This window comes from Paenibacillus sp. FW507-14B1B, from assembly GCF_058781425.1.
Window position 1 is genome coordinate 387,323 of record NZ_JBYSWS010000004.1, and the last position, 25,875, is coordinate 413,197.

A 25,875-nucleotide genomic window follows, 5' to 3' on the forward strand; every position below is an offset into this window, starting at 1 on the left:
AATAGACCAATATGTATAGTATGATATGAGTATGCAAATAAGGGCAATTTTTACATTTAGCTAGGGGGATTTCCATGTACAAGGTGCTGCTCGTAGATGATGAAGAGCTTGATTTGGAAGGAATGAAGAGGTTCATTCCTTGGCCTGATCTCGGCATGGAGGTAGTGGATAGTGTTAATAATGCATTATCAGCTTGTAAAATTATTGAGAATGAGAATGTTGATATTTTAGTTAGTGATGTTAACATGCCTTATATGTCAGGACTCGAGCTTGCACGTATTGCTATTGAACGCAAACCTAATATACGAATTATATTTGTTAGTGGATACCAAGAGTTTAGCTACGTTCAGGAAGCTCTGTCACTAAAGGCGTATAGCTATGTGCTGAAGCCCATGAATGATAAGGAGCTTGTATCTTCATTACTGAAGGTGAAACGAGATCTTGATGAAGAGATGAAGCAGCGTGAAGTGGAGCAGGCTTACCATGAAATGATTCCCATCGTCAAGAGCGATTTTCTCATACGTTTACTTGAACGTGAGGAAACGGATGAGGCGATGACAAAAATGAGTATATCTCAGGAGTTTGAACAGCTGAACTGGCCGATTCGCGTCGTTGTGATGGAGCTTGATAATTTGCCATGGCGACAAGCTGTAGGATTTTCTTCACAGCGAGAGATGTCAGGCATGTTCTTGCAATACATTCACGAGGCGATCTCAGCACAAGGACCCGTTCCTTACTGTAAATTATCTTCGCATCGAGTTGCTATATTGCTTGAAGACGCTGTCACCAATGAAATAGTAGATGCATTAACAACAGCAGTTCAAAGTACAATGGAGTCATCTTCGATTACAACTGGAATTGGTGAGCCAGTACAATCGTTAGATGAGTTACAGTTATCATATAGACAAGCAGTTGAGGCCGTTGAAGGAAAGATGTTTCTTGGTAAGGGAAGTGTAATTCGGTTCGAAGACGTAAGCGGTGAGCCTGGTATGCTTGATGCAAGGATGCTGGATGAACGGATGAATACACTAATTAAGGCAATGGAGGAGTACGAGCTCGTCCAAATCTGTGATGAACTGGAGAACTTATTCGGTTCGATTCAAAGTCTGCGTTCCCGATTTACTGTTCACAATATGTCTAATTATATTATATGGAAGTTAGATCAATATTTAACGAGCAGAAACGAGGATTTGTTTGAGCTGTTAGGAATGGAGATTCATCATCTGGATATTTTGATGAAATTTGATACAGTGAGTGATATTCGCTCCTGGTTTATTTATCGGATATTTGAAATCTCTGAAAGTCTATACGAGAAGAGTAATTCTAAGAATGGTAAATTTATTCGAAGTGTGATTCAAACGATGAAAGAACGGATGAGTGAGAATATTACGATAAAGGATATTGCACAGCATTTTTCCTTTTCGCCTAGTCATATAGGTTTCCTGATTAAAGAGAAGTCAGGAAGTACGTTTAATGAACTTCTTGTCCAGCTCCGTATGGAGAAGGCGTGTGAATTATTAAAACAGCCAGGTATGAAGATTTATGAAGTAGCCGATCAGGTAGGATACCGGTATCTCCCTTATTTCAGTAGGCAATTTAAAGAGAAGTTTGGTATGACCCCTATGGAATATCGAAAGAGAGAGCTCGAATGAATAGACGCTGGATTCCTTTACCCCAAGGAAACAAAAAGAAGTTAGGGTATATACCGATCGGTTACAAGTTAATGCTGACTTTTTTGATATTTATTGTGATACTAGTTTCGGTTAACTTCTATATATCGCATTCCATGTACGATGAAACGATGCGAAAACAAACGCGGGTGAACATCCAAGGGACACTTAAACAGATTAGAGATAACGTAGCTTACAAAGTAGATGATATCGTCCAAACGTCAGCTACACTGTATGATGATACTACATTAGCCCAGAGCGTTCGTAGGAATTTGTATGGCCTTGATAATCATAATCGCATGAATGATATAATCGTTCCCAAGTTAGAGAGTGCTGCGAAGGCGGTTGGACTAAATTTAAGATTATCTGTATATTTTCATAATCAAACATTATTTCAGAGTTACAGAAATTGGAGTAATGGTAGAGGCGAAAATTTCAATGAACAGACCTACGATATCTACTATATGAAACATATCTCCAATAAGTTTTGGTATTTTACACTTCCTGAAGAAATTTTCAATGTGACGATGGTATGGAGGCAGGTCGAAGAGGATGCGCGAGACGAGCGAATATCCATGATTCGACGGATGCTGGATATGAACAATCCACTTGAAATCAAGGAGATAGGCATCATGCGTTTTAGTGTGCGCTTATCGGAGTTATTCGATAGTGTGGATTACACGAAGCTCGGGGAAGGAAGTATACTATCGGTACTGGACCCTGTGGGTAATGTAGTGTTTACTTCTGGACAGGCTTTAGAAGATCGTGATGAGTCACAGAAAAAGGTGAGTAAATATGCTATACCGGCAAAATATGATGAGAAGAAGTATTTAACCCTACAAGAAGATCTACCACAGAAGAATTGGAAGATCGTTGCCCAAGTACCCTTAAACATTATTGAACAAGAAGCGAAGCGAGTTCGGACGGTGTTCATTATTATCTGTCTGATCTGCGTTCTCCTTTTTGCATACACTGGGTATCTTATCTCACAATCTTTTTCGAAGCGGATTCTAAAGATAGTAGGCGTACTTAATGCATTCCGTGAAGGAGATTTACATAAGCGGATTACGTATCGTGGCAAGGGGGAGTTCCCTCAGATTGCGACAGCACTGAATGCGATGGGTGAAGATATTGAATCATTAATTAATAAGGTGTATTTGACTCAGCTTCAAAAGAAGGAAGCGGAGCTTGAGATGCTCCAATCGCAGATCAATCCACATTTTTTATATAATACATTATCGTCGATTAACCAGCTCGCTAAATTTGGAGAGACAGAGAAGCTTCAGGATATGGTTGTACAGCTGGCCCAATTCTATCGTCTCACTTTAAATTCAGGGAAAACGATGATTCCAATTGTAACAGAGATTGAGCAAGCAAATGCTTATCTGGATATCCAGAAGGTGAAGTATGGGCAGAGGTTGGAGGTTACCTATGATATTGATGCGGAGATTTGGCCATATGAAACGGTAAAGCTCATCTTGCAACCTTTTATTGAGAATGTGCTCAAACACGCTTGGAGTGGGGATCGAATTCATATCCGGGTATCGGTAACTAAGGAAGGCAAGGATATCGTTTACCGAATTATTGATGATGGTCTGGGTATGAAGCAAGAGAGAATTGAGGAGATATTTGACCCTAGAGATGATAGCCATATGGGGTGCGGCATCCGAAATATTGATCAGCGTGTGAAGCTGCATTACGGGAACGAATATGGTGTCTCTATTTATAGTAGGGTTGGCATCGGAACGACGGTACAAATTCGCATCCCCGCAAGGGAGAGGAAGCTTACGGGGAGAAGAGGAGCATAAGAATAGCTTATTAAGGTGAAGCGTCAATGAATGTGCTTGCCTGAGGAGCTGAATTGAGCAATACTATATGTCGAGGCCAAAGATCACTTTTTTCATATGCGAACTAGTAGAAACGTTCTTTCGCCATGCTGATAAGGCAAGAGGAAAGTCGTTTCTACTTTTTGATATGCATTTTTTGAGTATTTTGCAATCATACGATTGAAATGCTGAATATGAGGTTTTATCGTAGAAACGGCTAACGCTCCCGATGGAGTGGGAAACCGTTTCTTCTTAATTTTAGGAGAATACGGGAGAGACAGATGAAATTTTTACAACAGTTTCCTAAGGAAGTAAGGGGTTTTCTAGTAGCAAGCCTCGTAAATTCTGCTGGTGGCTCACTGATGTGGCCACTAACAACGATGTATGTGTTCGATGAGCTCGGTCGCAATATGCAAGATGCAGGACTTGTTATCCTTATCCAATCCGTGGGCGGGATCGCCGGACAGCTGCTTGGTGGCGCCATGTATCACCGTATCGGGGTGAAGCGATTAATCGTAGGGTCTCTGATGCTGAATGCACTCGGTTTGTTTTCACTGCCGTTTATCAACGGATATTGGCCGCTTTTGCTACCGATGATGCTATTTATAGGATTCTGCAATGCGGTATCGCTGCCCGCCATACAAGCTTTTATCGGATTCCGCTTTGCGGATCGGCGCGGAGAGTTGTTTAACGTAATCTACGTAGCTAACAACATTGGTATCGCGATTGGAACAGCCATGAGTGGATTCCTTGCCGAAATATCCTACCATCTGAGTTTTGTGGCAAACGGTATAACCTCACTCGGATTTGCTGTTTTCTTCCTAGTCTATTTAACGCGACTCGATGGATCAGAAGCAGAGAATCTAGAGGAGAAGGGCCATTCGCCACAAGTGAGGACACCTTTACCAGCGGGCCCTGGTGCTTGGGCGCTGCTTCGGAACATTCGGATTTATCTATTCATGGGCTTTGGGTCTCTGTTTATGTGGTTTGGTGTTTCGGTATGGAATAATGGCGTGTCGCCGCATATTATTTCTGAGGGGATGTCTAAGACCGCTTTTAGTTATTTGTGGACGCTCAATGGAATCTTAATCTTTGTGGCTCAGCCACTGACTACAATGATTAAACGCTGGTTCGCCCGTACAGAGACCGCTCAGATGACAATGAGTGCGGTATTCTATATGGCTGCGTATATGATCATCGTGGTGATGAATAACTATCCCGGCTTTGTGTTAGCGATGATTCTTGCCACACTTGGGGAGATGCTGATCTCACCAGCGATACCTGCATATATAGCAGATCGTGCAGGGAATCATGCTCCATTTTATATCGGCGTTGCAGGCGGGATGGGGGCAGCTGGACGTGTTGTCGGGCCCTATGCGATGGGAACACTGTACGATGGTGGTGGACTCACGCCAGTAGCTTGGCTCGCGGTAGGTACGGCTGTGATGTCACTTCTGTCATTCCTTGTTCATTCAAAGTTAAGCAAGCGCAACCAGATAAGTGAAAGTATTGCAGCCTAGCGTATATGAAGTGAACCTTGTGAAATTCCCTTGAGTGATATAATGAAGGAAGATTGTTATCGAAATGAGGGATGAGAGCATGAGTATAAGTCAGCAAACCGTAACGATCCGATTCTCCGAAATCAAGGATGCCGCTCAGCTCATGGAGATCGACGATATCGTATGGGACAAGTACACGGCTCCAGAGCCGTTACATTGGAGCTCAAGAGACAATTATCTTCTGCATTGTCCGCCCGGCTCACAGCTTGTGGCAGTATGTGAAGATGATATCTGTGGATATGTCGGTTTTCGTACTCCAACAGGACTTGAGAGTAATCACCATGTACTGGAGCTCAATATAGCGATTCATCCTTCTTACCAGCGTAAGGGGCTAGGCAGCCGGCTTATGCAAGCAGCTAAAGATATGGCTAGATTAGAGCATAAGCGCAAGTTGAGGCTGAGAGTACTTTCAAGTAATCCGGGTGCCATTTCTTTTTATAAGACATGCGGATTTCACGAAGAAGGCCGGTTAGAACGGGAATTTTTCATTGATGGGCATTATGTAGATGATATCTTAATGGGTTGCTTTATATAATATGGATATCATCTTCATTAGTGTATAGTGTTAATCAAAAGGACATACGGAGGGAATTATTGATGGCAGCAGACATTGTGTCTCTGAATATTGGTAAGCCGATTACAGTCGATTATCTCGGTAAGTCCCTATCAACAGGAATCTATAAACAACCGGTACAGGGACCGCTTTATTTAAGTTCAGTTCAATTTGAAGGGGATGGACAAGCTGATCTGGTGTTTCATGGAGGACCAGATAAGGCAGTATGTGTGTATCCTTTTGAACACTATGCCTATTGGGAGGAAGTCTTGGCGAAGAAGATGGAATATGCTTCGTTCGGTGAGAATCTTACGGTAAGAGGTCTGCTTGAAGATAAAGTATGTATTGGTGATGTGTATCAGATTGGTGAGGCAGTTGTACAAGTCAGTCAGCCGCGCTATCCTTGCTTCAAGCTTTCTCAGAAGCATGGTGTGAAGGATATGCCAGCTCGGGTGCTAGAGACGGGGTATAGCGGGTTCTATCTACGGGTGCTGCAAGAAGGATATCTATCAGCTGATTCACGAATCATACAGCTAGAGTCTCACCCTGATCAGGTGAGTATTCTGAATATTCTACAACTGCTTACTAATGGACGACAGGAGACAGCTGCTCTTCGCCAAATGATTGATCTTGAGGTTTTAGCTGAAAGTGTTCGTACGAAATTTCAAGGATGGCTGGATAAGCTGGAATCCTCATGCTGATTGATGAATCCAGTAATTGAATAAGCATACCCAAAGCTCCTTAACAAGGAAAATGGGTATGCTTATTTGTTTTCTATTTATTCGATTTAAAATTGCAAAAGCACTATCTCATTCGTTTCCATTCGCTACGGATCATGCCATACACTGCATGGTTGACGTAACCTTGGGGAAGTTTCTCAGCCTCACGGATAACTCCTTCCAAAACAAACCCTAAACGTTCCGGAATGGCACGGCTGCGGCGATTGGTTGTAGCACAGCGAATTTCCACACGATTCAGCCCCATCCGCATAAGCGCATGGTCCGTGAAAGCCCGACAAGCACTTGTCATGAGGCCTTGTCCTTGAAACTGTTTATCGAGCCAATAGCCGATGCCGACAGATCGATTATTCCAATCGATTTCGTGAAATGAAATCGTTCCTGTTAATTCCTCACGTACCCAGATACCTGCGGAGAATCCACCGTTATCAGCAGCCTGCTTCATCGCTCCTTTGATATAGTTGGCGCTATGTTCAACCTCCGTAACGGAATCCACCCAAGGAAGCCACTGGCGAAGACGGTCACGTGACCGATCCGTAAGTTCATAAAGGGCGCGTGCGTGTTCGGGTGCAAGCGGTCGCAGTTCTACATGATCATCTAAAGCATATGTAAACATGATCCAACTCCTTTATTCTGATAGATAAGATCAGCGGACAGGTTTTACTTTTTGCTCAAGCGCGTAGATATCCTCCTCCATGGAGACCATTCGCTGGGTGACGAGATGTCTGCAATCATCCAGAGCTTGATTGTATACATGAGGACTGATATGGGTCATGAAGAACTCAAGCATGTTGTCCGCTGCTAAGTGTCCGAGCGTTTCGCCGCGTTCTACTTCGAAATATTCTTGAATCTGCTCAATGAGAAGCTCGCGCTTCTCTTTCGGAAATTTCACTGGTTTCATCGGATTAACGGACCTCCTTCTCGCTATTTTCTTCCATGCTAAACTAAAAAAAAGACCTCGTCAAAGCCGTTTTTAACGATCTCTAGGGTAGGATATTTCTTTTTTGTCTCGTTTTCAAAACAGAGATCACCTACTACATATGGTTGAAGTCTTTAATCCTTGCAGATTCCTTGAACAATCCGGGCGATACAGGTATATTTATAAGAAACTCGTTTATACAGGAAAAGAGAGAATATACAGGACGAAAGGTTGATTAACGTGGAGAACCATCCTGAAACACCCTCCAACTTTATAAAAAATGTCATTACCGAAGACCTGAAATCCGGTAAAGTCAAAGAGATTGTAACTCGTTTTCCGCCTGAGCCGAATGGATATCTTCATCTTGGTCACGCGAAGGCAATCTGGATCAACTTTACATTAGCAGCTGAATTCGGCGGCAGAACGAATCTTCGTTTTGACGACACGAATCCGGTTAAAGAAGATGTTGAATATGTAAACTCCATTAAAGAAGATGTGAAGTGGCTCGGATATGACTGGGATCAGCTTCGCTTCGCTTCCGATTATTTTGAAGAAATGTACAACCGCGCAGTGCTTCTGATCAAGAAGGGAAAGGCGTATGTTGACGATCAGTCAGCAGATGAAATTCGTGCAAACCGCGGAACGCTAACAGAACCTGGACAGAACAGCCCATATCGTGATCGCACTGTTGAAGAGAACCTCGAACTATTTGAGAAAATGCGTGCGGGTGAGTTCGCTAATGGAGAGCGTGTTCTTCGTGCGAAGATCGATATGTCTTCTCCGAACATCAATCTCCGTGATCCAGTTATCTACCGAATTTCTCATGCGCACCACCATAACACGGGAGATAAGTGGTGCATTTATCCGATGTATGCTTTTGCTCACCCTATTGAGGATGCGATTGAAGGGATTACTCATTCCCTCTGTTCCCTCGAGTTCGAGGATCAGCGTCCATTCTATGATTGGGTTATCGCAGAGTGTGAAATGCCTGCTACTCCGCATCAGTATGAGTTTGGTCGCTTGAACGTAGCCCAGACGGTAACGAGTAAGCGCAAACTGAAGCAGCTTGTGGATGAGAACTATGTGGATGGCTGGGATGACCCGCGCATGCCGACCATTTCCGGTCTTCGTCGCCTCGGATATACACCGGATGCGATTCGGAATTTTGTCTATGAGACGGGCATATCGAAGGCTTACGGACAAGTGGATCGTCAAGTGATGGAACACTTTATCCGTGAGGATCTTAAGCTGAAGGCTCCGCGTACGATGGCTGTGCTTGATCCGCTCAAAGTGGTCATTACGAACTATCCTGAGGGACAAGTGGAATGGCTGGATGCAGAGAATAATACGGAAAATCCTGAGATGGGTGTTCGTCAGATTCCATTCTCTCGTGAAATATATATTGAACAGGAAGACTTTATGGAGAATCCGCCAAACAAGTATTTCCGCCTGTTCCCTGGTAATGAGGTCCGCTTGAAGCATGCCTACTTCATCAAGTGTAACGAATTTATTAAAGATGAGAACGGCAAAGTCGTTGAAATTCACTGCACCTATGATCCAGAGACAAAGAGTGGAACTGGATTTACAGGCCGTAAAGTGAAGGGGACTATTCACTGGGTTGAAGCTACTCAGGCTGTTCCTGCTGAATTCCGCTTGTTCGAGCCTCTCATTAAAGATGAGGAGCCAGATGAAGAATTGGAGCAAGAAGTTGCAGGGGATGTTATTTCGAGCGAAGATGCAGCTGAGGCGCCAGAGAAGACGTTCCTCGACTTCGTGAACCCGAATTCCTTACAGATCGTACATGGCTTCGTAGAACGGAATATGATAGATGCTAAGCCGCAGGATAAATTCCAGTTCTTCCGTCATGGATACTTTAATGTAGACTCTAAATACTCTGAGCCGGGTCGCCCTGTGTTTAACCGGGTTGTATCCTTAAAAAGCTCATTCCAGCTGCCGAAGAATTCTTAAGCAGCACGGACTCGCGCTAGAACTAGCAAGGCCCGGAAGCTCCCCTTAGAGGGAAGACTTCCGGGCCTTGTCCTATTTTACAATCCGATTAATGGGTCGAGTATGGTTCTTCCTCATAATCCTCATCCGTTTCCAGGTCAGGTGTCAGAATATCTTCTTGCTTGCGAAGCATATACCACATCCATCCGAAACCAATAGCACCAACTAAGGCTAGCATCATACCCGTTCGGTACATGGTTTGAGCGCCAAAGTTCTGGAACATCCAACCCCCAGCAATACCACCGATGACACCAGAGATGCCGCTCCAGGATAAGGTGTAGATGGCCTGTCCAGACGCGCGGTACTGCGTGGGTACAAACAGCATAGTCAACTGAGTTCCAACATAGAAGTAACCGCCAAAGGTAATGCAGTGCAGAACCTGAATAAGAGCAACCTCCATCGGTGTTGAAGCTTCAGCCATAAGCAGCCAGCGGAGAGAGAAGAGAAGGCTTACCACTGTCAGACATCCAATTAACACATTGATCTTACGCTTCAAGTACCGGTCACAGAGCAGGAAGACAGCTACTTCAAATATTGAAGCAAAGAAAATGGCCAGTCCCACCATCTGCTTAGTACCCCCGAGATCAAGGATATATAGGGACATGAACGTGTTATTCATCGTATTAGGAATCGAGACAACAATACCAAGCAGGATGAACCAGATGAAATAAGGATTCAGGAACAGCTTGCTAAACCCGCGTAAATTTACGGTAGCTGAGCCTGTTGTCTTCTGAATATTCGGAAGAGACAACATGAAGATGGCTGCAATGACCAGCATAATGGAGAAAACAATGGAGATCCGTCCTGATCCTAATCGGTCAATCACAGGTCCTGCAGCAACGGCTGTTAGTGCCCAGCCAATTGAACCCCATAACCGGAATGAGCCGAATTTCTGACTTGTACCTTCGATATATCCTAGAATAAGGGTGTTCGTCTGTGAGAACATTGGTGTTTGGAAGAAATAGAATAGAATCATTGTTGAATAGATCATCGCGTACGTATTCGCCTGAAAAACAAACTGTACAAGAAGTAGCGTTCCCGTCATCATAATAAGAATAACGCGCTTGATGTTCTCTGCACGATCACTCCAATACCCCCAGAAGGGGTTAGCGAACACGGAGACAAAAGGGGCAATAGCCATCAGGCTACCGATCTCCACTTTGCTCATTCCGATATCTTGCAGGTATAGTTGAAAGAACCCGGTGAATATGACCATGGTTCCATATATGAAGAAGTTATATAGTTTTAGAGACTTTAATGATGGTTGATCATTGTTCATATTCCGCAAATAGGTCATTCCTTTCAAACCGAATGCAATACAGAAAAATGGCCTGAGTAGCCGAATATCTTCTCTCAATGTATCACGCATTGAAAAGGGATACAAACCATCTTATATGATATTATCCATTTAATGTTAATGTAATACAAGTGTAATATATGTACTCTTGATGGAATAATGGTCGATTCTCATAGCAACATTTGAACCATAAAGAGCATGGTTGGGAGGATGAAAATGGGTAGTTTTCAGATAGATTTTCATGTAACGGAAGTACCGATGGATTTGACAGGCATCGTCCTCTCTGGTGGATCTTCGAGGCGTATGGGGAGGGATAAGGCGATGCTTCCCGTTGGCAGTGTTACTTCCATTGAACGCACGGCACTGACTCTTAGAGCGGTATGTAGGGAAGTGCTTATCTCCATCAGCAACCCGAAGCCTTATGAATTCCTAGGATTAAAAACAGTAAGGGATATTTATATCGGCAAGGGGCCAATGGCTGGGCTGCATGCTTGTCTAAATAGATCTGAAACAGCTTGGAATATGGTTGTGGCATGTGATATGCCATTTGTGAGTGCAGAGACGATGCAGGCGCTTATTCAAATTGCGGCAGGCGATATGACCAGAGAAACCGAAGTGGAAAAGACAAGGGCGGACTTGCTCCATGATCTTAGGGATGAGGCAGTTGGACGCACTGAGCTCGACGCGGTAATACCTGTAGTTGGAGGTAAAGCGCAGCCTCTCTTTGCCCTTTATCACCGGGATGTTCAGAGAAGCCTTGCGAACTGTTTAAGCCGAAATGAACTGCGTATGATGGATTGGCTTGCTCATTTACATGTATTGTATGTTCCAGTGGAAGACTTGTCCCAGCGAGTAGGGAGGGAGACTACACGGGATTTATTTAACATGAATGAGCCTAAAGACTATGTTACAGCATGTAAGTGGGTGGAGGATTCTACTTCGGGTGACATTTCTTGATTCGTAGGGGCCGAGTGAAACGTGCTGAACGGTAGGGAATGAAATAAGCAGCTTCGGATTTCCCGAAAGCTGCTTTATTTACATGTCCTGAGCATGGATTGGAAATCGCTCCTTAGCCACCAATCTGCGACATACGTCGATGAGTGGGCGTGTGACTTTGGGCTTTTTTCTCGAGTGCTAGAGCCATCTCGTGGTTTTGCGGTTTATTCCCTAATGCTTTACGGAATAAGGCAGCTGTGGCTTCCGGATCATGAGCAACCCGGCGAACGTTGAACTCATCAGACCAATAGAGACAAGCCTTAATATGTCCATCTGCGGTGAGACGAAGTCTATTGCAGGAGTCACAGAAGTGATCACTTACCGGATGGATAAGCCCGAAAGTGCCTGCAGCGCCTTCAACTCTCATATTGCGAGAGGGTCCATTACCCGCGGGACCTTGATCCTCTTGAATAGACCAACCCGCTTCGCGACAAACATCGGTTACATGGCTTAGAGGAATGTATGTTTTGCGCCATTCATCAGAAGCCTGTCCAATGGGCATATATTCAATAAAGCGGACATGAAGAGGACGCTCAAGGGTCATTGCAATAAACGCTCGAATTTCATCCTCATTAAAACCTTTCATCAATACCATATTGAGCTTGATCGGATCGAGTCCAGCCTCATATGCAGCTTCGATGCCTTCAAGCACCTTCCGCACATCGCCACCTCGGGTAATTGATGCATAGCGCTCTTCCTGTAATGAATCAAGGCTTATGTTGATCCGAGTAAGTCCTGCTTCTTTTAAAAGACGGGCCTTTGAAGGTAACAGAAGCCCGTTGGTTGTAAGCGAAATATCCTGAATTCCTTCAATCGCGGAGATCATAGCGACAAGAGACTCTAAATCTTTGCGAACGAGCGGTTCGCCACCTGTGAGCCGTACCTTGGACACGCCCATTGGCGCAAGGACTTTAAGTACAGCTGCAATCTCTTCATAGCTCATGATTTCGTCATGCGGCTGAAATACCATTCCTTCTTCAGGCATGCAGTACACACAGCGAAGATTACAACGGTCGGTTACCGATATTCGGATATAATCATGGATCCTTCCAAAGGAGTCCGTCAGTGGTTCAACATTTGGTTTCATCTATCGGAATCCCCTTTCCAGCTAGCATGGTCACATTGTAGCGATTGCCGGAGCGGGAGTCAATGGAGTGGACATGATAAAAGATTAAATTTTAACTTTAAAATTCGCATATAAATGCGATCCATGTGAACTCTATCACAGAAAACGTTTTCAGGTGTCCTTATACTGTAGTTACAGGAACATGAATTTCCCCTAGGAAATATGCCCTGAGTTAACAGTTAAGCCATCCTGATCTGGATGGCCGCTGTTTTCAGGATGATTTCCAGAATTTTCAGAAACTTCCGGGAATCATTTTTCATTAAATCACCCATAGTTCAGTCATTTGCGATATACTGTGAAGGATATCACATCCAACAAGAGGTCACCATTAGGAGGTTCGATATGGCGATATCGTCTGTTCAAACATTGGAGGTACCTGACGTCTGTCACAGGTGGCTGGAAAATCGCGGGACGATTTATCAGCTGCTCACTGAATTTCTAGGCCACAAGCCTACACTATCTTTAGTTGCACATTGGAGTCGCAGTCATGGCATTAGTAAAGCTGCTGAGTTAACTCGTGGAGGCCGTGAGCTTATGCATTATTTAAGTGGCCGCTCACCAGAGGAACTCGTGAAGATTTGCGAAAGGGAAGGTGCCGAATACCGTAGATTGCTGCAGCATTCGAAACAGCGTCCATTAGCGGAATCGCGTTATTCTCCTTACTCATGTACGGCACAGGATCTATCGGATTTCTATGCATCGGCGGGGGTCGCTTTTAAGAAAGTGAGCGGCGAACCTGACGATCACCTTGCAATTGAGCTTGAATTTATAACGGTACTGCATGATCGTATGCTGAATAGTTTGTACTCCGAAGATAGCATGATCGAGCTCATGGATATCCAGATTCGATTCTTGGAAGAACATTTACTCACCTGGATCCCTGCACTATGTAGAGAACTAAACGCTTCAACGATGAGTCCGATCTATTTATCGGTATCACGATTGCTTGCAGAGTTCCTTGAATACGATGTGGCGATGCTTCGGACTTGGAGACAGTCTTGTCTGACGGTTAAAGAGCCGGTTCGTGAACCTGTACTCGCATAGAGACAATGATTGATACAAGCTACAATCAGGTCTAGATGTACTTCTTCATATAAGAACAAATGAAAAAAAGGACACACTTCCTATAATTCGGAGTGTGTCCTTTTTGAATTAATCTTCGATTTGCTTTTTGTGGAATTTCATGAGGAATTCGTATACCACAGGGACAACGACAAGTGTCAGCAGTGTAGAACTGATCAAACCGCCGATAACCGTAATACCGAGCCCTTTAGAAATAATACCTGCGCTGTTCTCCCATCCGAAGACGAGTGGCAGCAATGCTCCTATGGTTGCAAGAGCAGTCATCAGAATTGGACGAAGACGTGTTGCACCTGCTTCAAGAAGTGCATCGCGAGTAGACATTCCCTCACGTTCCTTATGGATAACACGGTCTATCAGTACAATCGCGTTCGTTACAACGATACCAATCAACATCAGTACACCCATCAAAGCAGATACGTTCAGTGTTTCACCTGTAATCAGCAAGGCGACGATTGCACCAATGACGATGAATGGTAGTGAGAACAGGATCGCGAATGGAGCAAGCGCACCTCCGAAAGTAACAACAAGAACGAAGTAAACAATCGCAATGGCTGCCAACATTGCAAGACCAAGCTGACCGAATGTTTCATTAATCTGTTCGGTTACGCCGCCGAAGGAGACAGAAACACCCTCAGGTAGCTTCATTTTATCAACTTTGGCTTGAAGATCAGCGGAAGCATTACCTACGTCTGTAGTCAGGATGTCAGCATTAATGGTAACAACCATCTTACCATCGATACGTGTAATGGAATCCGGTGAGGTACCTTTCTCCACTTTAGCGACGTCTTTAATTGGGACTTCCATGCCAAGCGGTGAGGTTACCGTCTCATTTTCAATTTCCTTGATGCTCTTATAAGTCTGATTATCAGCTTCAATGTAGACTTTATAGGATTTATTCTCAATCTTCACCTCAGTCAATACAGGACGTTCACGCATTGGGCTGAGCTTCATAGCGAGTTGACCTGCTGTCAAACCGAGAGAGCTAAGCTTCTCTTGATCCGCAACTAATGTGTATTGCTCATAGGCTTCTGACAAGCTGGTTTCTGCATTTTCGAAGCTGGCTGTATCTTTCTTCGCCAGTTCTGCAATTTCATCAGCTACAGGTTTGATCTGATCTAGTGAATCACCAAAGACATTAACGGTAAGCTGGTTACCGCCCATACCGCCCATGTCCATACTTGCCCATACACCTTCAGGAACTTCTGTCTCGAGGCCTTCGACTAAGTCTTTTTTTACATCCTCAAAGTTCTTCGTATCTGGGTCGTACATGACATAAAACAGACCGGAATTGGCTGACCCCATACCTAGTGGGTTGCTGCCTCCGATGGAGAATTGCATGCTTTGAACTCCATCTTGAGCGAGAATGTACTTCTCGGCTTTTAATGCACGTTGTTCCACATCTTCCAGACGGTCGCCTGGTTGAGGTGAATAAGTAACCATCGCATATTTATCTTCTTGATCCGGCATAAAGCTTACGCCCACGAATTTCGTGAGGAACAAGCTACCGACCAACAGCACAATCGCAGCACCAAAAGTAATCAGCTTGTGGTTCAGCGTCCATCTCAGCACATTTTGATAACCGCGAGCAAGTGAGCCTGGATTCTCTTCATGGTTCCGCTTGTTCTTAACACCTTTACGGAAAAGAGTGTGAGCAAGTGCAGGAACGAGTGTAACGGCTACGACGAGTGATGCAAGAAGAGCGAACACCATCGTCAATGCAAATGGCATGAATAGTTCGCCTACCATACCGCTAACGAGTACGAGTGGTAAGAACACGGCAATCGTGACAACTGTCGAAGACATGATCGGTATGAACATTTCTCGAGTAGCTGCGCTAATCAGTTCTCGGCCCTTCAGCTTCTCAGTAGATAATGACATCCGCCGGTAAATATTCTCAATGACAACGATGGAGTCATCGACAACCCGACCAATAGCGACCGTCATCGCACCGAGCGACATCATGTTTAGCGTAATGTCCATCTGCTGCAGACAGAGCACAGCGATGAGAAGCGACAATGGAATCGAAATGATCGATATAATGGTTGAACGGATATTACGAAGGAAGATCATAATAATGATTACAGCGAACAAGGCACCATATACAGCCTTGAACAACATGGTATGAACGGAATCTTCGATAGGCTTACCCTGATCAAGCATGATGGTTAGATCCATGCCCGGATACAGTTCTTTTAATTCTTCTGTCTTGTCTTTAACTCGGTTAACAACATCTACGGTGTTCGCGTCATTGGCTTTCACGACTTGAACACCGATGGATTCCTTGCCGTTGGTGCGGGAGATGGACTCAGCTTTTCCGACGACTTGAATGTCAGCAATATCACTAAGCTTCACGGTCGGAATGGCTAGAGGAGCTCCTCCGTTAGGAGCACCCGCAGCATTGTCGGCTCCAATTTGCCCAGTAGTAGCCCCAGCTTCTGCTGTAGGTGCTCCACCAACGCCTTGCGCTCCTGCTCCGCCAGCTCCAGCGCCACTAGGCATAACAGGAATCGCGATATTCTTCAGATCATCAATACCGATGATGCCGCCATCGACTGCCACCGCTTTTTGTGACTCTTCCATCTCGAACAATCCGAGAGGGGCATAAAGGGCAGAGCCTTGAACGATTCCCTTAACGGTATCTTCCGTAAGGCCAAGCTCATCCATTTTCTTCTGGTCGAACTTGATACTTACTTCATTAACGAATTGACCAGAAACTTGAAGGGAAGCAACACCTTCGAGATCCTCAAGCTCAGGCACGATATCGTTCTCCGTTATACGTGTAAGCTCATCTAGTTCAGTGCCTTCTTTGTTCGCGATACTGAGCGATACGACAGGCATCGAATTCAAACTGAACTTGGAAATCTGAGGCTTCTGTACATCATCTGGCAACTTTACCTCGTTGAGTGCTTCTCGAACGGCTGCAGTTGCGTTATCGAGATCCACGCCATAATTGAATTCAATGAATAAATTAGACGCGTTCTCCATGGAAGTCGAGGTGACTGTCTTAACCCCATCTACGTTTCGTAGTCTGGTTTCCAGCGGTTTCGTGACATCCTGTACGACACCCTCAGGTGCAGCCCCTGGGTAAACTGCTGTAACACTTAAGAAGGGGACATTGATGTTCGGAATCGTCTCTTGTTTCATGGTCAATCCGCTGTACAACCCACCAAAAGTAACAATAATGGTTAACAGCCAGACAGCGAACTTGTTCCGAAGCGAGAAGTTAATAATTCCTTTCATAAGGCGGTTCGTTCTCCTCTCCAAATTACCTTTTTGTCTATAAATCTACAGCTTTTCTTGAATCCGTCCATCCGAGAAAAGATAGAGGTCCAGAACGCCGTGGATTGTTGTGCTTAATTCACTGTACAGCTCATCTATGCCCTCAATACCTTCAAGGTTTCGAAGCATACCTCGAAGTATCACCCGGCGTGGGTGCATATCGAGTAGTTCTTTCTCCATTAGACTTAGAGAGTCTAACGCATCGTGAAGTGTCTCTGTCTCCAGAGGAAGCTCTTTAAGCTTTATCTTAAGTGACTTGATCACAACGAGTGGATGACGTGAGAACCGTGTCTCTTCAGGCTTTATGCCTGCAAGTTGCTCCCATGTTTCAATAGGTACAAGAGGGGCAGGTTTCCGGGACAACAGACTCTCGCTTACATCATCGAGCATGGTGGTGAGATGATTCGTTAGAATTCCGACATTCAGCGGTAAGCCGGGGAGGAATAAGAATCGTATGTATGCGCCAAGCATACCACCAACAAACATGGCAATTTCCATCGTATATGGCTCAATTTCTTCCCCGTAAACGGAGCGAAGCTTATTCTTAAACCATAGAAGAGCGTTATTCATTTCTTGATGAGCACATTCATGTTCGAAAGGCGGTTTACCTGATCCCGGATTCTCATGAATTTGCTTCAATAGAAATTCGCGCACTTCGAGGAAATGTACCAGTAACACCTCAACCTGCTTGCGAAGCTGCTCCTTCGGAGCAAGATGAGATTCCTGATCCACCTGAACAACTTCATCACGGATTCGAAGCGCAATATATTCATAGATACTTTTTTCCAGATCCTCTTTTGATTTAAAATGAAGGTAGAGGCTTCCCTTGGACATTCCGCATACTTCTGCAATTTCTTGCATGGAGGTTGCTGCGGAACCTTTCTTTGAAATCAGCTGCATAGCGGTCACCATAATCTGCTTGCGCTTCTCTGCTGTCTTATCCGACAATCCGTTACTCACCTCGCTATATAGAACTATGTAGTTCTTTCGTTGACCCGCTGGTCAAAATTAATTATATAAAAAAGAAACGGCCATTACAACTTGAGCAGTTGTGACCGTTTCTTATGAAGATTACGTGAGCACTTTCAAGCCAACAGCAGAGCACAAAATCATCGAGATGAACAGAACTCTGCGCCATTCTTTAGGCTCTCCGAACAAGAACATACCTGCTACTGTACTGCCTACCGTACCGATACCGGTCCATACAGCATAAGCGGTTCCCATCGGGAGAGTTGTCATAGCGAAGGACAGGAGAGAGAAACTAGCGGCAAAAGATAATGCCATAAGTGCGAGATAAGGCCATCCTTTCCGCTGGGAAACACCTTTAATGCCGATCACACCAGTGACTTCAAATCCTCCTGCCAAAATCAATGCGAGCCATGCCATCAGCTAAGTCACCTCCTTATCTTGTTGACCTGACGAATCATCGGTAACGAGCTTAAGCCCGATAACCCCCGCCAGCAAGACACCGATCAGAAGGACTTTAACAAGTTTAAAAGGTTCTCCGAATAAGAGCATCTCAGCAGCAACGGTACCTGCGGTCCCGATTCCTGTGAAGACTGCATAAACCGTTCCCACCGGAAGGCGTTTCGCTGCTTCGATAATGAGGTAGAAGCTTGCGCATATAGCGAGTAAAGTTCCGAGCCATTCCCAAACATTACTGGAATGCTTTAATCCAATCACCCAGACAATTTCAACGAGACCGCTGAGCAGCACATATATCCAATTGCGGTTCATAGCAAATTACTCCTTATATTTATATTCTTGATGTCATGTTACCTTAGTTACACCTAGCCAATACACAGGCCATGCCTGCTCCAGTCGCCGAGTTGAGCGCTCTTCACCGCCGTAAAGAGTTTCCACATCAATCCCGTCCATCAGTGTGATGAAGGCGAGCGCTGCTTGCCGCGGGTTCTGAATAATCTTTCCGTTTACAGGACAGCCAGCAGCCAGCAGTGTAGCCACATTCTCCTCTTGGTTATCCAGAAAAGGATAGACCATGCCCATGACTTCGTCATAAAGCGAGTTAGGCGGGAAAAATGACATCCTTAGAAAGAATTTTGCCTCTTGATCCTCATGGTAGTCGCGCAGTTTACGTATTAATAATCCCTTCAGTAACTCTTCAAGTGGGAGCGATGCATGATCTTTGAAATACTGCTGAATCTTGTCCTCTTGTTTTTGGAAGACGGCCTTTAGCACTTGCATGAACAAATCCTCTTTGCTTGCAAAATGAGCATATATCGAGGGTTTTTTTATGCCGCAATCATCAGCGATACTTTTCAAAGAGGCTCCTTCGTACCCGTCTTTTGCAAAATGAACAAGTGCGGCTTGCATGATCTGTGTTGCGCTCATCACCAAAACCTCCTACCTAACGTTCGTTAGTTTGTATTTTTTCAAATTTTGAATCTATTGTCAAGGGAAGATTTTAAATTATTTATTTTCAAAGATCGTGATATTCATTATTGACATATAGAGGTTACAACTTTGTCTTAATTAACTGATTTTGAGTCAGGATCGTAGGAAGAACGTATGAGTTCATGTAGAATGTGATGGATAAGCATAAGATTATTATTTAATTTCGTGATATATGGAAGTGGGGTTACTAGAAATGAGAAAGGGAATACAAGCGGTCATAATAACGGCAATTTTGATTGCATTTTATTATTTCGGTTTCGGTTATTTCGGTAAAACGGCGGGTACGGTTGTCAGTGTGTTCTCTACTTTAACGGTGATCTCCATCAGCTTGATGATATTTATGGAGAACAGGCGACCTTCAGCAACAATGGCATGGATTTTACTATTAGCACTCATTCCAATCGTGGGGCTTCTTTTTTATTTGTTGTTCGGACAGAATTATTTCAAGCGAAGAAAATATGATAAAAAGGCTCAGCGCGATATATTGGCCTATGAAAGTGAAGTGCTTCAGCGCAGTACGCCGGACTTAACACGTTTCCGCGAGGAACATCAGCAGCTGCTCCAGTTGTCCCAGAAGCTGGCTCGTACTCCGATTTCTTTCTCAACAGAAACCAAAGTGCTCACGAACGGGGAGGAGACCTTTTCGGCCCTTCTTCCGGAACTGCAGAAAGCAAGGCACCATATCCATATGGAGTACTATATTTACCGGGCAGACGAGATCGGCACGCAAATTCAGCAAATCCTGATCAAGAAGGCAAAAGAGGGTGTAGCTGTTCGATTCATGGTCGATGCCGTTGGTAGTCTGCAGCTATCATCCGCTTTCTTGAATGAGATGAGGGAAGCGGGTGTCCAGGTTGGTGTGTTCGGAAGCCCGCGCACCATCTTCTTCACCAGCCGGGTGAACTATCGCAATCACCGCAAGATTGTCGTGATTGACGGTAGCGTTGGTTTTATTGGCGGTTTGAACATTGGAGATGAATATTTAAGCCGTAGCAAGACGTATGGCTTCTGGCGTGATACGCATATGCTTGTACGAGGTGAAGCCGTAAGAACACTGCAGGTTATTTTTATGCAGGACTGGAACTACGTGGTCGGTGAGAAATTGACCGAACAAGCGTATTATTCCCCAGATTTACTAGAGAATCGCAAGGGAGCTGTCCAGATTATCGCCAGCGGACCTGACAATGAACGAAGAGCGCTAAAGAATATATTCTTTTCGATGATTGTCTCCGCTCGTAAATCCGTCTGGCTTGCCACCCCCTATTTCATTCCGGATGACGATATATTAACAGCGCTGCGTGTAGCTGCTCTCTCTGGACTCGATGTACGGATTCTGTTTCCGGCAAAACCAGACAAGTGGCTTCCGTTTCTGGCTTCGCACTCCTATTTCTCTTCTTTGCTTGATGCAGGGGTCCGCATTTACGAATATGAAAAAGGATTTTTGCACTCCAAGCTGCTGATCGTGGATGGTGAGATTGCGACGATTGGAACCGCGAATATGGATATGCGGAGCTTCCATTTGAACTTTGAAGTGAACGCTTTGCTTGTTCAGACGGAAAGTGTACAGCAGATGGTTAACGATTTTGAGCGGGATTTGCAGTATACGCGTCTGATAGATCAGGATACATTTATGAACAAGCGCATTATCGTACGGATCCTGGAATCGGGGGCACGCCTGATGTCTCCGCTGTTATAACAAACCTTAAGAACCACCGGTACTGGCAGTACATGTTGCGTATGAGCACACGTACTACCACCGGTGGTTCTTTGTAATTGCATCTTAGAAGGTCGTAAAGCCGATTGCTTTTTGAAGCTTGAAAATGATGTCCTTGATCCATGTCGATGGTTCTTCATAAGCGCTGAAATCAAGCGTGAATTCGGCACCATTGTTAAACCACAGCATCTCAAAATAATCATCCAGCTGTTTTTTTAGGTGGTGGTTCTGCGGTACGTCAACCCAGAGGTCGTTCTCTAAGTTATAGTCTTTCAGATTACGAGGGGTGAAGTTGGTGGATCCGCCTATGATGATGGATTTATCCTGAGGTTTCGCAATATATAACAGCTTCGTATGATATTGTTCTTCCCCTGTGTTATACCACCTAACCGCGATAGACTCCTGGGATCGCTTCAGCAACTCTGCGGCCGCTGGCCTATTCGGTATACCAATCTTTTCTCGCCCGAAAGCATTTTGATTCGGATCAAGAATAAGACGTACATCCACACCCCGATTCGCAGCATTGATCAATTCGTCCATGACCTTGCTTTCCGCTAAATAGAACATACCCATCCAGAGGATATCGCCCGGTTCAGCCTGTTGAATGCTCTCAAGCACATACTTATAAACCTTCCCTTCCGTTAAATACCGGATGCCGAGTGGCTTCTGTGTTGAGTTCACATGTGTTGTTGGTTGTGGTTGATATTCGGGGAGCTCAATTCCTCCGGATAAGTTTACAGCAGCCTGCTCGGATGCCAGTACATCCTTGATAATCTCTCCGCTTGCTTCAAACGCAATGTTCGAATGATATGCACTAGCAGCGTGGATGTTACCCGAGGAGACGAGAGCCGTCTTTTCGCTAACAACAACCTTTCGATGGTTTGCCTTGACATTAAGCAGCTTCAAATAGGAACGGACGGTTATCGGTGGGCCATTGTCTGCCATCAGGTTAGGAAGTGTTCCCTTGCCGGACTGTCCGAACCATTGAAAAAAAGTGCGCCAAACCGCTGAATATACAGGAGTCGAGTCCCTGAGGGGATCTACATCCGTCATGACGACAGAGATGCCTGCAGCTTTCATACGCTCAAGAAGCGGGTTTGGAGCAGAATTGTAATTGGTGTTTACCTCATCCGTAATAAAGATGATCTCCATCTCAGGGTGAGATTTTTGATGCTGAATTAATCTCTCCGTCAGCTTGCTGCTCACTGGCGGGAATTGCTGATCTTTATGTGTGTAATCGTTAAATAGAAACATATCAATAACGAGGAATTGCCTCGACTCATCGATGATTTGTTCAATTCGTTTATAAATCTGCTGCTCGTGAACGGGTTTTCCATCCGCACCTGTATAGGTTATATCCGTCCAAAACTTTACATCGTCTGTCTGATAGAGCGGGCTTTCATAGGATATGCCGGGGGGCAGTGGTTTCTGAGTCTGGTATATCATCACAGCAATAAGCCAGAGAATAAGGAGAGAAATGATGAGTCCTATCCAGCGTAACCAGGACTTGCGAGAGAAAGGCCAAAGTGACATAGGTAACCTTCTTTCTTGATTGTTATTGTATTATGTCCTATATAACAACCGGAATGCGTTTTTGAAGCAGAGTGACGAAATGCCTTTATATTAAAAGGCATGAATCTTGGCTTGGTCGACAGAAGTTTGGGAAAAATGTATAATCAATGTACTTAATTTGTATAGAGTCGGATTATAAAATTCTTGGGGGCCTCCCCTGATATTTACCGAAAGGCAGGGAATTTACGTGTATTCCATCAAACAGGTAGCCGTTATGCTGGATATGCCCGCCGTTACCATCCGGGCCTGGGAGAATCGGTACGGTGCCGTGAATCCACTGCGAACAGAATCGGGCTATCGTATGTACAGCCAAGAGGATGTAGATGATTTACGATGGTTGAAAGAGCAGGTAGAGAATGAGGGGAGCAGCATATCACAGGCTGTTCGGCAGTTAAAGTTGCAGAAGGAAGCAGCCACCAATGCTGTTCCTTTTCCAGCAATAGGACCTATTGGTGAAGAATCTTATGAGCAGTTATGTGCACAAATCTATGAAACTTTATCTGAGTTCCAAGGGGAAAAGGCAAACAAGCTCATTGATTATGGATTTTCGATTTACGGATATGATGCTATGTTCTACAAAGTATTGGTTCCCATTCTTGTTCGTGTAGGAGACGAGTGGGAGAGTGGTCAGGCCTCGGTAGCTCAGGAGCACTTTATGACTGAGTTGGTATCGAGGCGCTTTTTTCAGTTTTTCCATCTGTTCCCGATTCATTCTAATTTGCCCAAAGTGTTGGCCCTATGTCCAGAAGGAGAGCATCATCAGGTCGGTTTGATGTTGTTCTCATTACTGTTACGTAGAAACGGCTTGGAAGTGTTTTATCTGGGTGCTAATACGCCGATTGACGGAGTCTTGCAAGTGATTGGAGCACAAGAAATCAGCATTGTGTGCATGTCTGTATCGAATCCCCGCCTTGTACCTAAAGCTGATGCAATGGTCAAATTAATTTCTTCCCATTATCCAAACGTAAAATTTTTACTAGGGGGACATGGATATGAAGGGAAGAGTCAAACGGCATACCGAGAATTTGTAATGTCTGAACCACCTGAGAAATGGCAGGATTGGTTGGTTCGATTCATTAACGGTAGCGAGGGTGTTTGATTAGCGATATTATCGTAAGATTACATATCTTATAAAAACGAAGTCGTTGGAGGGAAGAATGGACAATCAGAGCGGTAATAGAAGAGTTGTAGACGGACAAGGTAGTCCTTCAGCTAGTGAAATAGATTCGGTGAACCGGGGCATGTTGCTACCAGAGAAACCGACAGGCGAGCGAAAAATAGAACATGTTCGTTTATGTCTGGAGGAAGAAGTGAATGGTCAGGGTGTGACAACAGGCTTTGAGAATTATCGATTTCGCCATGCCGCGCTGCCGGAAGTCGATTTTGACGAAGTGAATTTGGGTACCACATTTCTTGGATTTGAACTCCGGACACCGTTTCTGATTAGCTCGATGACAGGTGGGAGCAAGGCAACAGGAGAGATTAATATGCGCCTTGCTGCCGCTGCTGAAGCGCGTGGTTGGGCGCTCGGTGTTGGATCGGTACGCGCAGCAGTGGAGCGTGGTGAACTGGCACCCACCTTTCGGGTGCGGGAGATGGCACCGAATATCCCGATTATCGCAAATCTTGGGGCTGTACAATTAAATTACGGCTTCGGGCTGGATGATTGCCGCCGGGCGGTGGACATTGCTGGCGCAGATATGCTTGTACTGCATCTCAATGGACTCCAGGAAGTATTCCAGCCAGAAGGGAACACCCGATTCGGAGGACTCATGTCCAAGATTGAAGAGTTATGCCAAGTCATGGATGTACCTGTGGGAGTTAAGGAAGTAGGCTGGGGGATTGACGGGGCTACAGCGCTAAATCTGCTAAATGCTGGGGCGGCATTCATTGATGTAGCTGGAGCTGGCGGTACATCTTGGAGCCAAGTAGAAAAGTTCCGAAGTATTGATCCAGTTCGGCGTGCGGCGGCGGAGGCTTTTGCAGATTGGGGTCATCCGACATCCGATTGCATTGCCGAGGTACGGGACTATGCACCCTCTGCTGCATTAATCGGCAGTGGCGGTCTAAATACCGGGGTTGATGCAGCTAAAGCGATTGCGCTCGGTGCAGACTTGGCTGGTTTTGGACGTGGGCTGCTTGGCTCAGCGGTCGCTTCGGAGGAAGCACTGAACGAGAAGTTAGCTCAGGTTGAGCTTGAACTCCGTACAGCAATGTTCGGTATTGGAGCCGCGGATATTGCCGCTTTGAAAGAGACAGATCGTTTAGTGAAGCGGTATTCGTGACTTTAGATGAAGATTGAAGCCTTGTATAATTGCTGAAATATCTATATGAGGACCCTTTCCAGAACGGGAACAGGGTCCTTTTTGATGTGCGTTTTATGGAAGTGGAGTCTTATCGGAACTAAGCGACGAATGAAGGAGGGGTAATATTTCGAAAAAAACTTTTGCCAACGCGTACTAAAAACCTTATATTAAGAGTAACTATAGCGATAAACGTTCGTTTTTTATCATTAGGAAAAGGTTATATGGAAAGGGTGAACTTTTTTGAAAAGACCTGCATTTCAATTTAGTACAAGAACCGTAGTGACAATCGGAATCTGTTCCGCGCTGTACGGAGCAACCTTTATGATTGGAATTCCTGCAGGACCGGATACCTTTTTGAAACCGGCCATTGCATTACTTGCTATTTTTGGAGCCTTATTCGGTCCGATGGTTGCCTTCGCGGCAGGCTTGATCGGTCACGTGCTGACGGATCTCATGAGCAGTGGTATGGTATGGTGGGGCTGGGCGCTTGGGTCAGGTATTACAGGGGCATTCATGGGCCTGATTTATTTGCACAAAAAGTTCGATCCACACAGTGGCTCTGTAACAGGTAAACAGATTGGTATGCTTACCGTCTATGGAGTTTTGGGTATTGTCTTGTCACTTTTATTCTCTGGATATTTTGATGCCATCTTTATGGGAGAGCCAACGGATAAATTGGTGCTTCAAGTCACTGTTGCCTCTATCGCTAACATTGCTGTATTTGTAGTGCTTGGTCTTCCAGCCGTATTAGGCTACTCCAAACGGAGTGCGAAGTCCGGCAATCTGACGATTAACGAATAAACTGAGGAGTACAGA

General features: G+C 44.9%; 22 protein-coding genes. 12 read left to right on the plus strand and 10 right to left on the minus strand.

The annotated features are described in order from the left end of the window. The first annotated feature begins 74 nt into the window (after positions 1-74). From AC3WJJ_RS20445 to AC3WJJ_RS20465, 5 genes are all read left to right on the plus strand, one after another. On the plus strand, positions 75-1,652 hold the full coding sequence (locus AC3WJJ_RS20445) for a response regulator (protein WP_492543509.1): 1,578 nt from the start codon (positions 75-77) through the stop codon (positions 1,650-1,652). Then, the gene (locus AC3WJJ_RS20450; protein ID WP_492543510.1) at positions 1,649-3,478 is read left to right on the plus strand and encodes a sensor histidine kinase; all 1,830 of its coding nucleotides are present in this window, start codon (positions 1,649-1,651) and stop codon (positions 3,476-3,478) included. The genes AC3WJJ_RS20445 and AC3WJJ_RS20450 overlap by 4 nt, the downstream gene beginning before the upstream one ends. Before the next feature lie 299 nt (positions 3,479-3,777). Further along, entirely contained in the window at positions 3,778-5,016 is a 1,239-nt protein-coding gene (locus AC3WJJ_RS20455; RefSeq protein WP_492543511.1) for an MFS transporter, read from the plus strand. A 79-nt stretch (positions 5,017-5,095) separates the two neighbouring features. After that, entirely contained in the window at positions 5,096-5,590 is a 495-nt protein-coding gene (locus AC3WJJ_RS20460; RefSeq protein ID WP_492543512.1) for a GNAT family N-acetyltransferase, read from the plus strand. A gap of 62 nt (positions 5,591-5,652) precedes the next feature. After that, positions 5,653-6,309, plus strand: coding sequence for an MOSC domain-containing protein (locus AC3WJJ_RS20465; RefSeq protein ID WP_492543513.1), 657 nt, complete (start codon positions 5,653-5,655; stop codon positions 6,307-6,309). Positions 6,310-6,412: 103 nt separating this feature from the next. Here the strand turns inward: AC3WJJ_RS20465 and AC3WJJ_RS20470 are convergent, their stop codons facing one another. Both AC3WJJ_RS20470 and AC3WJJ_RS20475 read right to left on the minus strand, forming a co-directional pair. Further along, positions 6,413-6,961, minus strand: coding sequence for a GNAT family N-acetyltransferase (locus tag AC3WJJ_RS20470; protein WP_422658650.1), 549 nt, complete (start codon positions 6,959-6,961; stop codon positions 6,413-6,415). Between the two features lie 30 nt (positions 6,962-6,991). Then, the gene (locus tag AC3WJJ_RS20475) at positions 6,992-7,246 is read right to left on the minus strand and encodes a DUF2164 domain-containing protein (protein WP_422658649.1); all 255 of its coding nucleotides are present in this window, start codon (positions 7,244-7,246) and stop codon (positions 6,992-6,994) included. A gap of 249 nt (positions 7,247-7,495) precedes the next feature. Here AC3WJJ_RS20475 and AC3WJJ_RS20480 point away from each other — a divergent pair, with 249 nt between their 5' ends. Continuing rightward, on the plus strand, positions 7,496-9,232 hold the full coding sequence (locus AC3WJJ_RS20480) for a glutamine--tRNA ligase/YqeY domain fusion protein (protein ID WP_422658648.1): 1,737 nt from the start codon (positions 7,496-7,498) through the stop codon (positions 9,230-9,232). 88 nt (positions 9,233-9,320) lie between these two features. Here AC3WJJ_RS20480 and AC3WJJ_RS20485 read toward each other — a convergent pair whose 3' ends face one another. Then, positions 9,321-10,559 (minus strand): MFS transporter, encoded by a 1,239-nt coding sequence (locus AC3WJJ_RS20485; protein ID WP_492543623.1) that lies wholly within the window; start codon positions 10,557-10,559, stop codon positions 9,321-9,323. 225 nt (positions 10,560-10,784) lie between these two features. Between AC3WJJ_RS20485 and mobA the strand changes: the two genes are divergently transcribed. Continuing rightward, positions 10,785-11,525: a molybdenum cofactor guanylyltransferase gene (gene mobA / locus AC3WJJ_RS20490; protein WP_492543514.1), complete on the plus strand. Its 741-nt coding sequence runs from the start codon at positions 10,785-10,787 to the stop codon at positions 11,523-11,525. Positions 11,526-11,637: 112 nt separating this feature from the next. On the opposite strand, the gene moaA is transcribed toward mobA, so the two are convergent. Beyond that, positions 11,638-12,651 carry a GTP 3',8-cyclase MoaA gene (moaA, locus tag AC3WJJ_RS20495; RefSeq protein WP_422658645.1) on the minus strand — a complete coding sequence of 338 codons (1,014 nt, stop codon included), beginning with the start codon at positions 12,649-12,651 and terminating at the stop codon, positions 11,638-11,640. Between the two features lie 381 nt (positions 12,652-13,032). Here moaA and AC3WJJ_RS20500 point away from each other — a divergent pair, with 381 nt between their 5' ends. Further along, positions 13,033-13,734: a TorD/DmsD family molecular chaperone gene (locus AC3WJJ_RS20500; RefSeq protein WP_422658644.1), complete on the plus strand. Its 702-nt coding sequence runs from the start codon at positions 13,033-13,035 to the stop codon at positions 13,732-13,734. A gap of 108 nt (positions 13,735-13,842) precedes the next feature. On the opposite strand, the gene AC3WJJ_RS20505 is transcribed toward AC3WJJ_RS20500, so the two are convergent. From AC3WJJ_RS20505 to AC3WJJ_RS20525, 5 genes are all read right to left on the minus strand, one after another. Further along, a complete protein-coding gene (locus AC3WJJ_RS20505) occupies positions 13,843-17,013 on the minus strand; it encodes an efflux RND transporter permease subunit (protein ID WP_492543515.1) in 3,171 nt (1,056 codons plus the stop codon). A gap of 45 nt (positions 17,014-17,058) precedes the next feature. Continuing rightward, the gene (locus AC3WJJ_RS20510) at positions 17,059-18,012 is read right to left on the minus strand and encodes a TetR/AcrR family transcriptional regulator (protein ID WP_492543516.1); all 954 of its coding nucleotides are present in this window, start codon (positions 18,010-18,012) and stop codon (positions 17,059-17,061) included. A gap of 111 nt (positions 18,013-18,123) precedes the next feature. Continuing rightward, on the minus strand, positions 18,124-18,438 hold the full coding sequence (locus AC3WJJ_RS20515; RefSeq protein WP_422658641.1) for a DMT family transporter: 315 nt from the start codon (positions 18,436-18,438) through the stop codon (positions 18,124-18,126). Between the two features lie 3 nt (positions 18,439-18,441). Continuing rightward, complete coding sequence (locus AC3WJJ_RS20520; RefSeq protein ID WP_422658640.1) at positions 18,442-18,789, minus strand: DMT family transporter; 348 nt, start codon at positions 18,787-18,789, stop codon at positions 18,442-18,444. A gap of 33 nt (positions 18,790-18,822) precedes the next feature. After that, entirely contained in the window at positions 18,823-19,404 is a 582-nt protein-coding gene (locus tag AC3WJJ_RS20525; RefSeq protein WP_492543517.1) for a TetR/AcrR family transcriptional regulator, read from the minus strand. 256 nt (positions 19,405-19,660) lie between these two features. Here AC3WJJ_RS20525 and cls point away from each other — a divergent pair, with 256 nt between their 5' ends. Further along, positions 19,661-21,163 (plus strand): cardiolipin synthase, encoded by a 1,503-nt coding sequence (cls, locus tag AC3WJJ_RS20530; protein ID WP_492543518.1) that lies wholly within the window; start codon positions 19,661-19,663, stop codon positions 21,161-21,163. 84 nt (positions 21,164-21,247) lie between these two features. Here cls and AC3WJJ_RS20535 read toward each other — a convergent pair whose 3' ends face one another. Further along, positions 21,248-22,714 (minus strand): phospholipase D family protein, encoded by a 1,467-nt coding sequence (locus tag AC3WJJ_RS20535; RefSeq protein ID WP_492543519.1) that lies wholly within the window; start codon positions 22,712-22,714, stop codon positions 21,248-21,250. A gap of 226 nt (positions 22,715-22,940) precedes the next feature. On the opposite strand from AC3WJJ_RS20535, the gene AC3WJJ_RS20540 reads away from it, so the two are divergent. The 3 genes from AC3WJJ_RS20540 to AC3WJJ_RS20550 all read left to right on the plus strand — a co-directional run bounded on the left by AC3WJJ_RS20540 (position 22,941) and on the right by AC3WJJ_RS20550 (position 25,860). Further along, entirely contained in the window at positions 22,941-23,852 is a 912-nt protein-coding gene (locus tag AC3WJJ_RS20540) for a MerR family transcriptional regulator (RefSeq protein ID WP_492543520.1), read from the plus strand. A gap of 142 nt (positions 23,853-23,994) precedes the next feature. Beyond that, complete coding sequence (gene fni, locus AC3WJJ_RS20545; protein WP_492543624.1) at positions 23,995-25,038, plus strand: type 2 isopentenyl-diphosphate Delta-isomerase; 1,044 nt, start codon at positions 23,995-23,997, stop codon at positions 25,036-25,038. Between the two features lie 261 nt (positions 25,039-25,299). Then, entirely contained in the window at positions 25,300-25,860 is a 561-nt protein-coding gene (locus AC3WJJ_RS20550) for an ECF-type riboflavin transporter substrate-binding protein (protein WP_422658635.1), read from the plus strand. Positions 25,861-25,875: the final 15 nt, after the last annotated feature.

What these genes read in the sequence shown, in the direction of transcription:
- AC3WJJ_RS20525 (WP_492543517.1), bottom strand. Translation starts at nt 19,404, where the DNA reads ATGAGCGCAACACAGATCATGCAAGCCGCACTTGTTCATTTTGCAAAA.
- AC3WJJ_RS20505 (WP_492543515.1), bottom strand. Translation starts at nt 17,013, where the DNA reads ATGAAAGGAATTATTAACTTCTCGCTTCGGAACAAGTTCGCTGTCTGG.
- AC3WJJ_RS20460 (WP_492543512.1), top strand. Translation starts at nt 5,096, where the DNA reads ATGAGTATAAGTCAGCAAACCGTAACGATCCGATTCTCCGAAATCAAG.
- cls (WP_492543518.1), top strand. Translation starts at nt 19,661, where the DNA reads ATGAGAAAGGGAATACAAGCGGTCATAATAACGGCAATTTTGATTGCA.
- AC3WJJ_RS20455 (WP_492543511.1), top strand. Translation starts at nt 3,778, where the DNA reads ATGAAATTTTTACAACAGTTTCCTAAGGAAGTAAGGGGTTTTCTAGTA.
- AC3WJJ_RS20445 (WP_492543509.1), top strand. Translation starts at nt 75, where the DNA reads ATGTACAAGGTGCTGCTCGTAGATGATGAAGAGCTTGATTTGGAAGGA.
- mobA (WP_492543514.1), top strand. Translation starts at nt 10,785, where the DNA reads ATGGGTAGTTTTCAGATAGATTTTCATGTAACGGAAGTACCGATGGAT.
- AC3WJJ_RS20520 (WP_422658640.1), bottom strand. Translation starts at nt 18,789, where the DNA reads ATGAACCGCAATTGGATATATGTGCTGCTCAGCGGTCTCGTTGAAATT.
- AC3WJJ_RS20465 (WP_492543513.1), top strand. Translation starts at nt 5,653, where the DNA reads ATGGCAGCAGACATTGTGTCTCTGAATATTGGTAAGCCGATTACAGTC.
- AC3WJJ_RS20535 (WP_492543519.1), bottom strand. Translation starts at nt 22,714, where the DNA reads ATGTCACTTTGGCCTTTCTCTCGCAAGTCCTGGTTACGCTGGATAGGA.
- AC3WJJ_RS20475 (WP_422658649.1), bottom strand. Translation starts at nt 7,246, where the DNA reads ATGAAACCAGTGAAATTTCCGAAAGAGAAGCGCGAGCTTCTCATTGAG.
- moaA (WP_422658645.1), bottom strand. Translation starts at nt 12,651, where the DNA reads ATGAAACCAAATGTTGAACCACTGACGGACTCCTTTGGAAGGATCCAT.
- AC3WJJ_RS20500 (WP_422658644.1), top strand. Translation starts at nt 13,033, where the DNA reads ATGGCGATATCGTCTGTTCAAACATTGGAGGTACCTGACGTCTGTCAC.
- AC3WJJ_RS20470 (WP_422658650.1), bottom strand. Translation starts at nt 6,961, where the DNA reads ATGTTTACATATGCTTTAGATGATCATGTAGAACTGCGACCGCTTGCA.
- fni (WP_492543624.1), top strand. Translation starts at nt 23,995, where the DNA reads ATGTTGCTACCAGAGAAACCGACAGGCGAGCGAAAAATAGAACATGTT.
- AC3WJJ_RS20515 (WP_422658641.1), bottom strand. Translation starts at nt 18,438, where the DNA reads ATGGCATGGCTCGCATTGATTTTGGCAGGAGGATTTGAAGTCACTGGT.
- AC3WJJ_RS20450 (WP_492543510.1), top strand. Translation starts at nt 1,649, where the DNA reads ATGAATAGACGCTGGATTCCTTTACCCCAAGGAAACAAAAAGAAGTTA.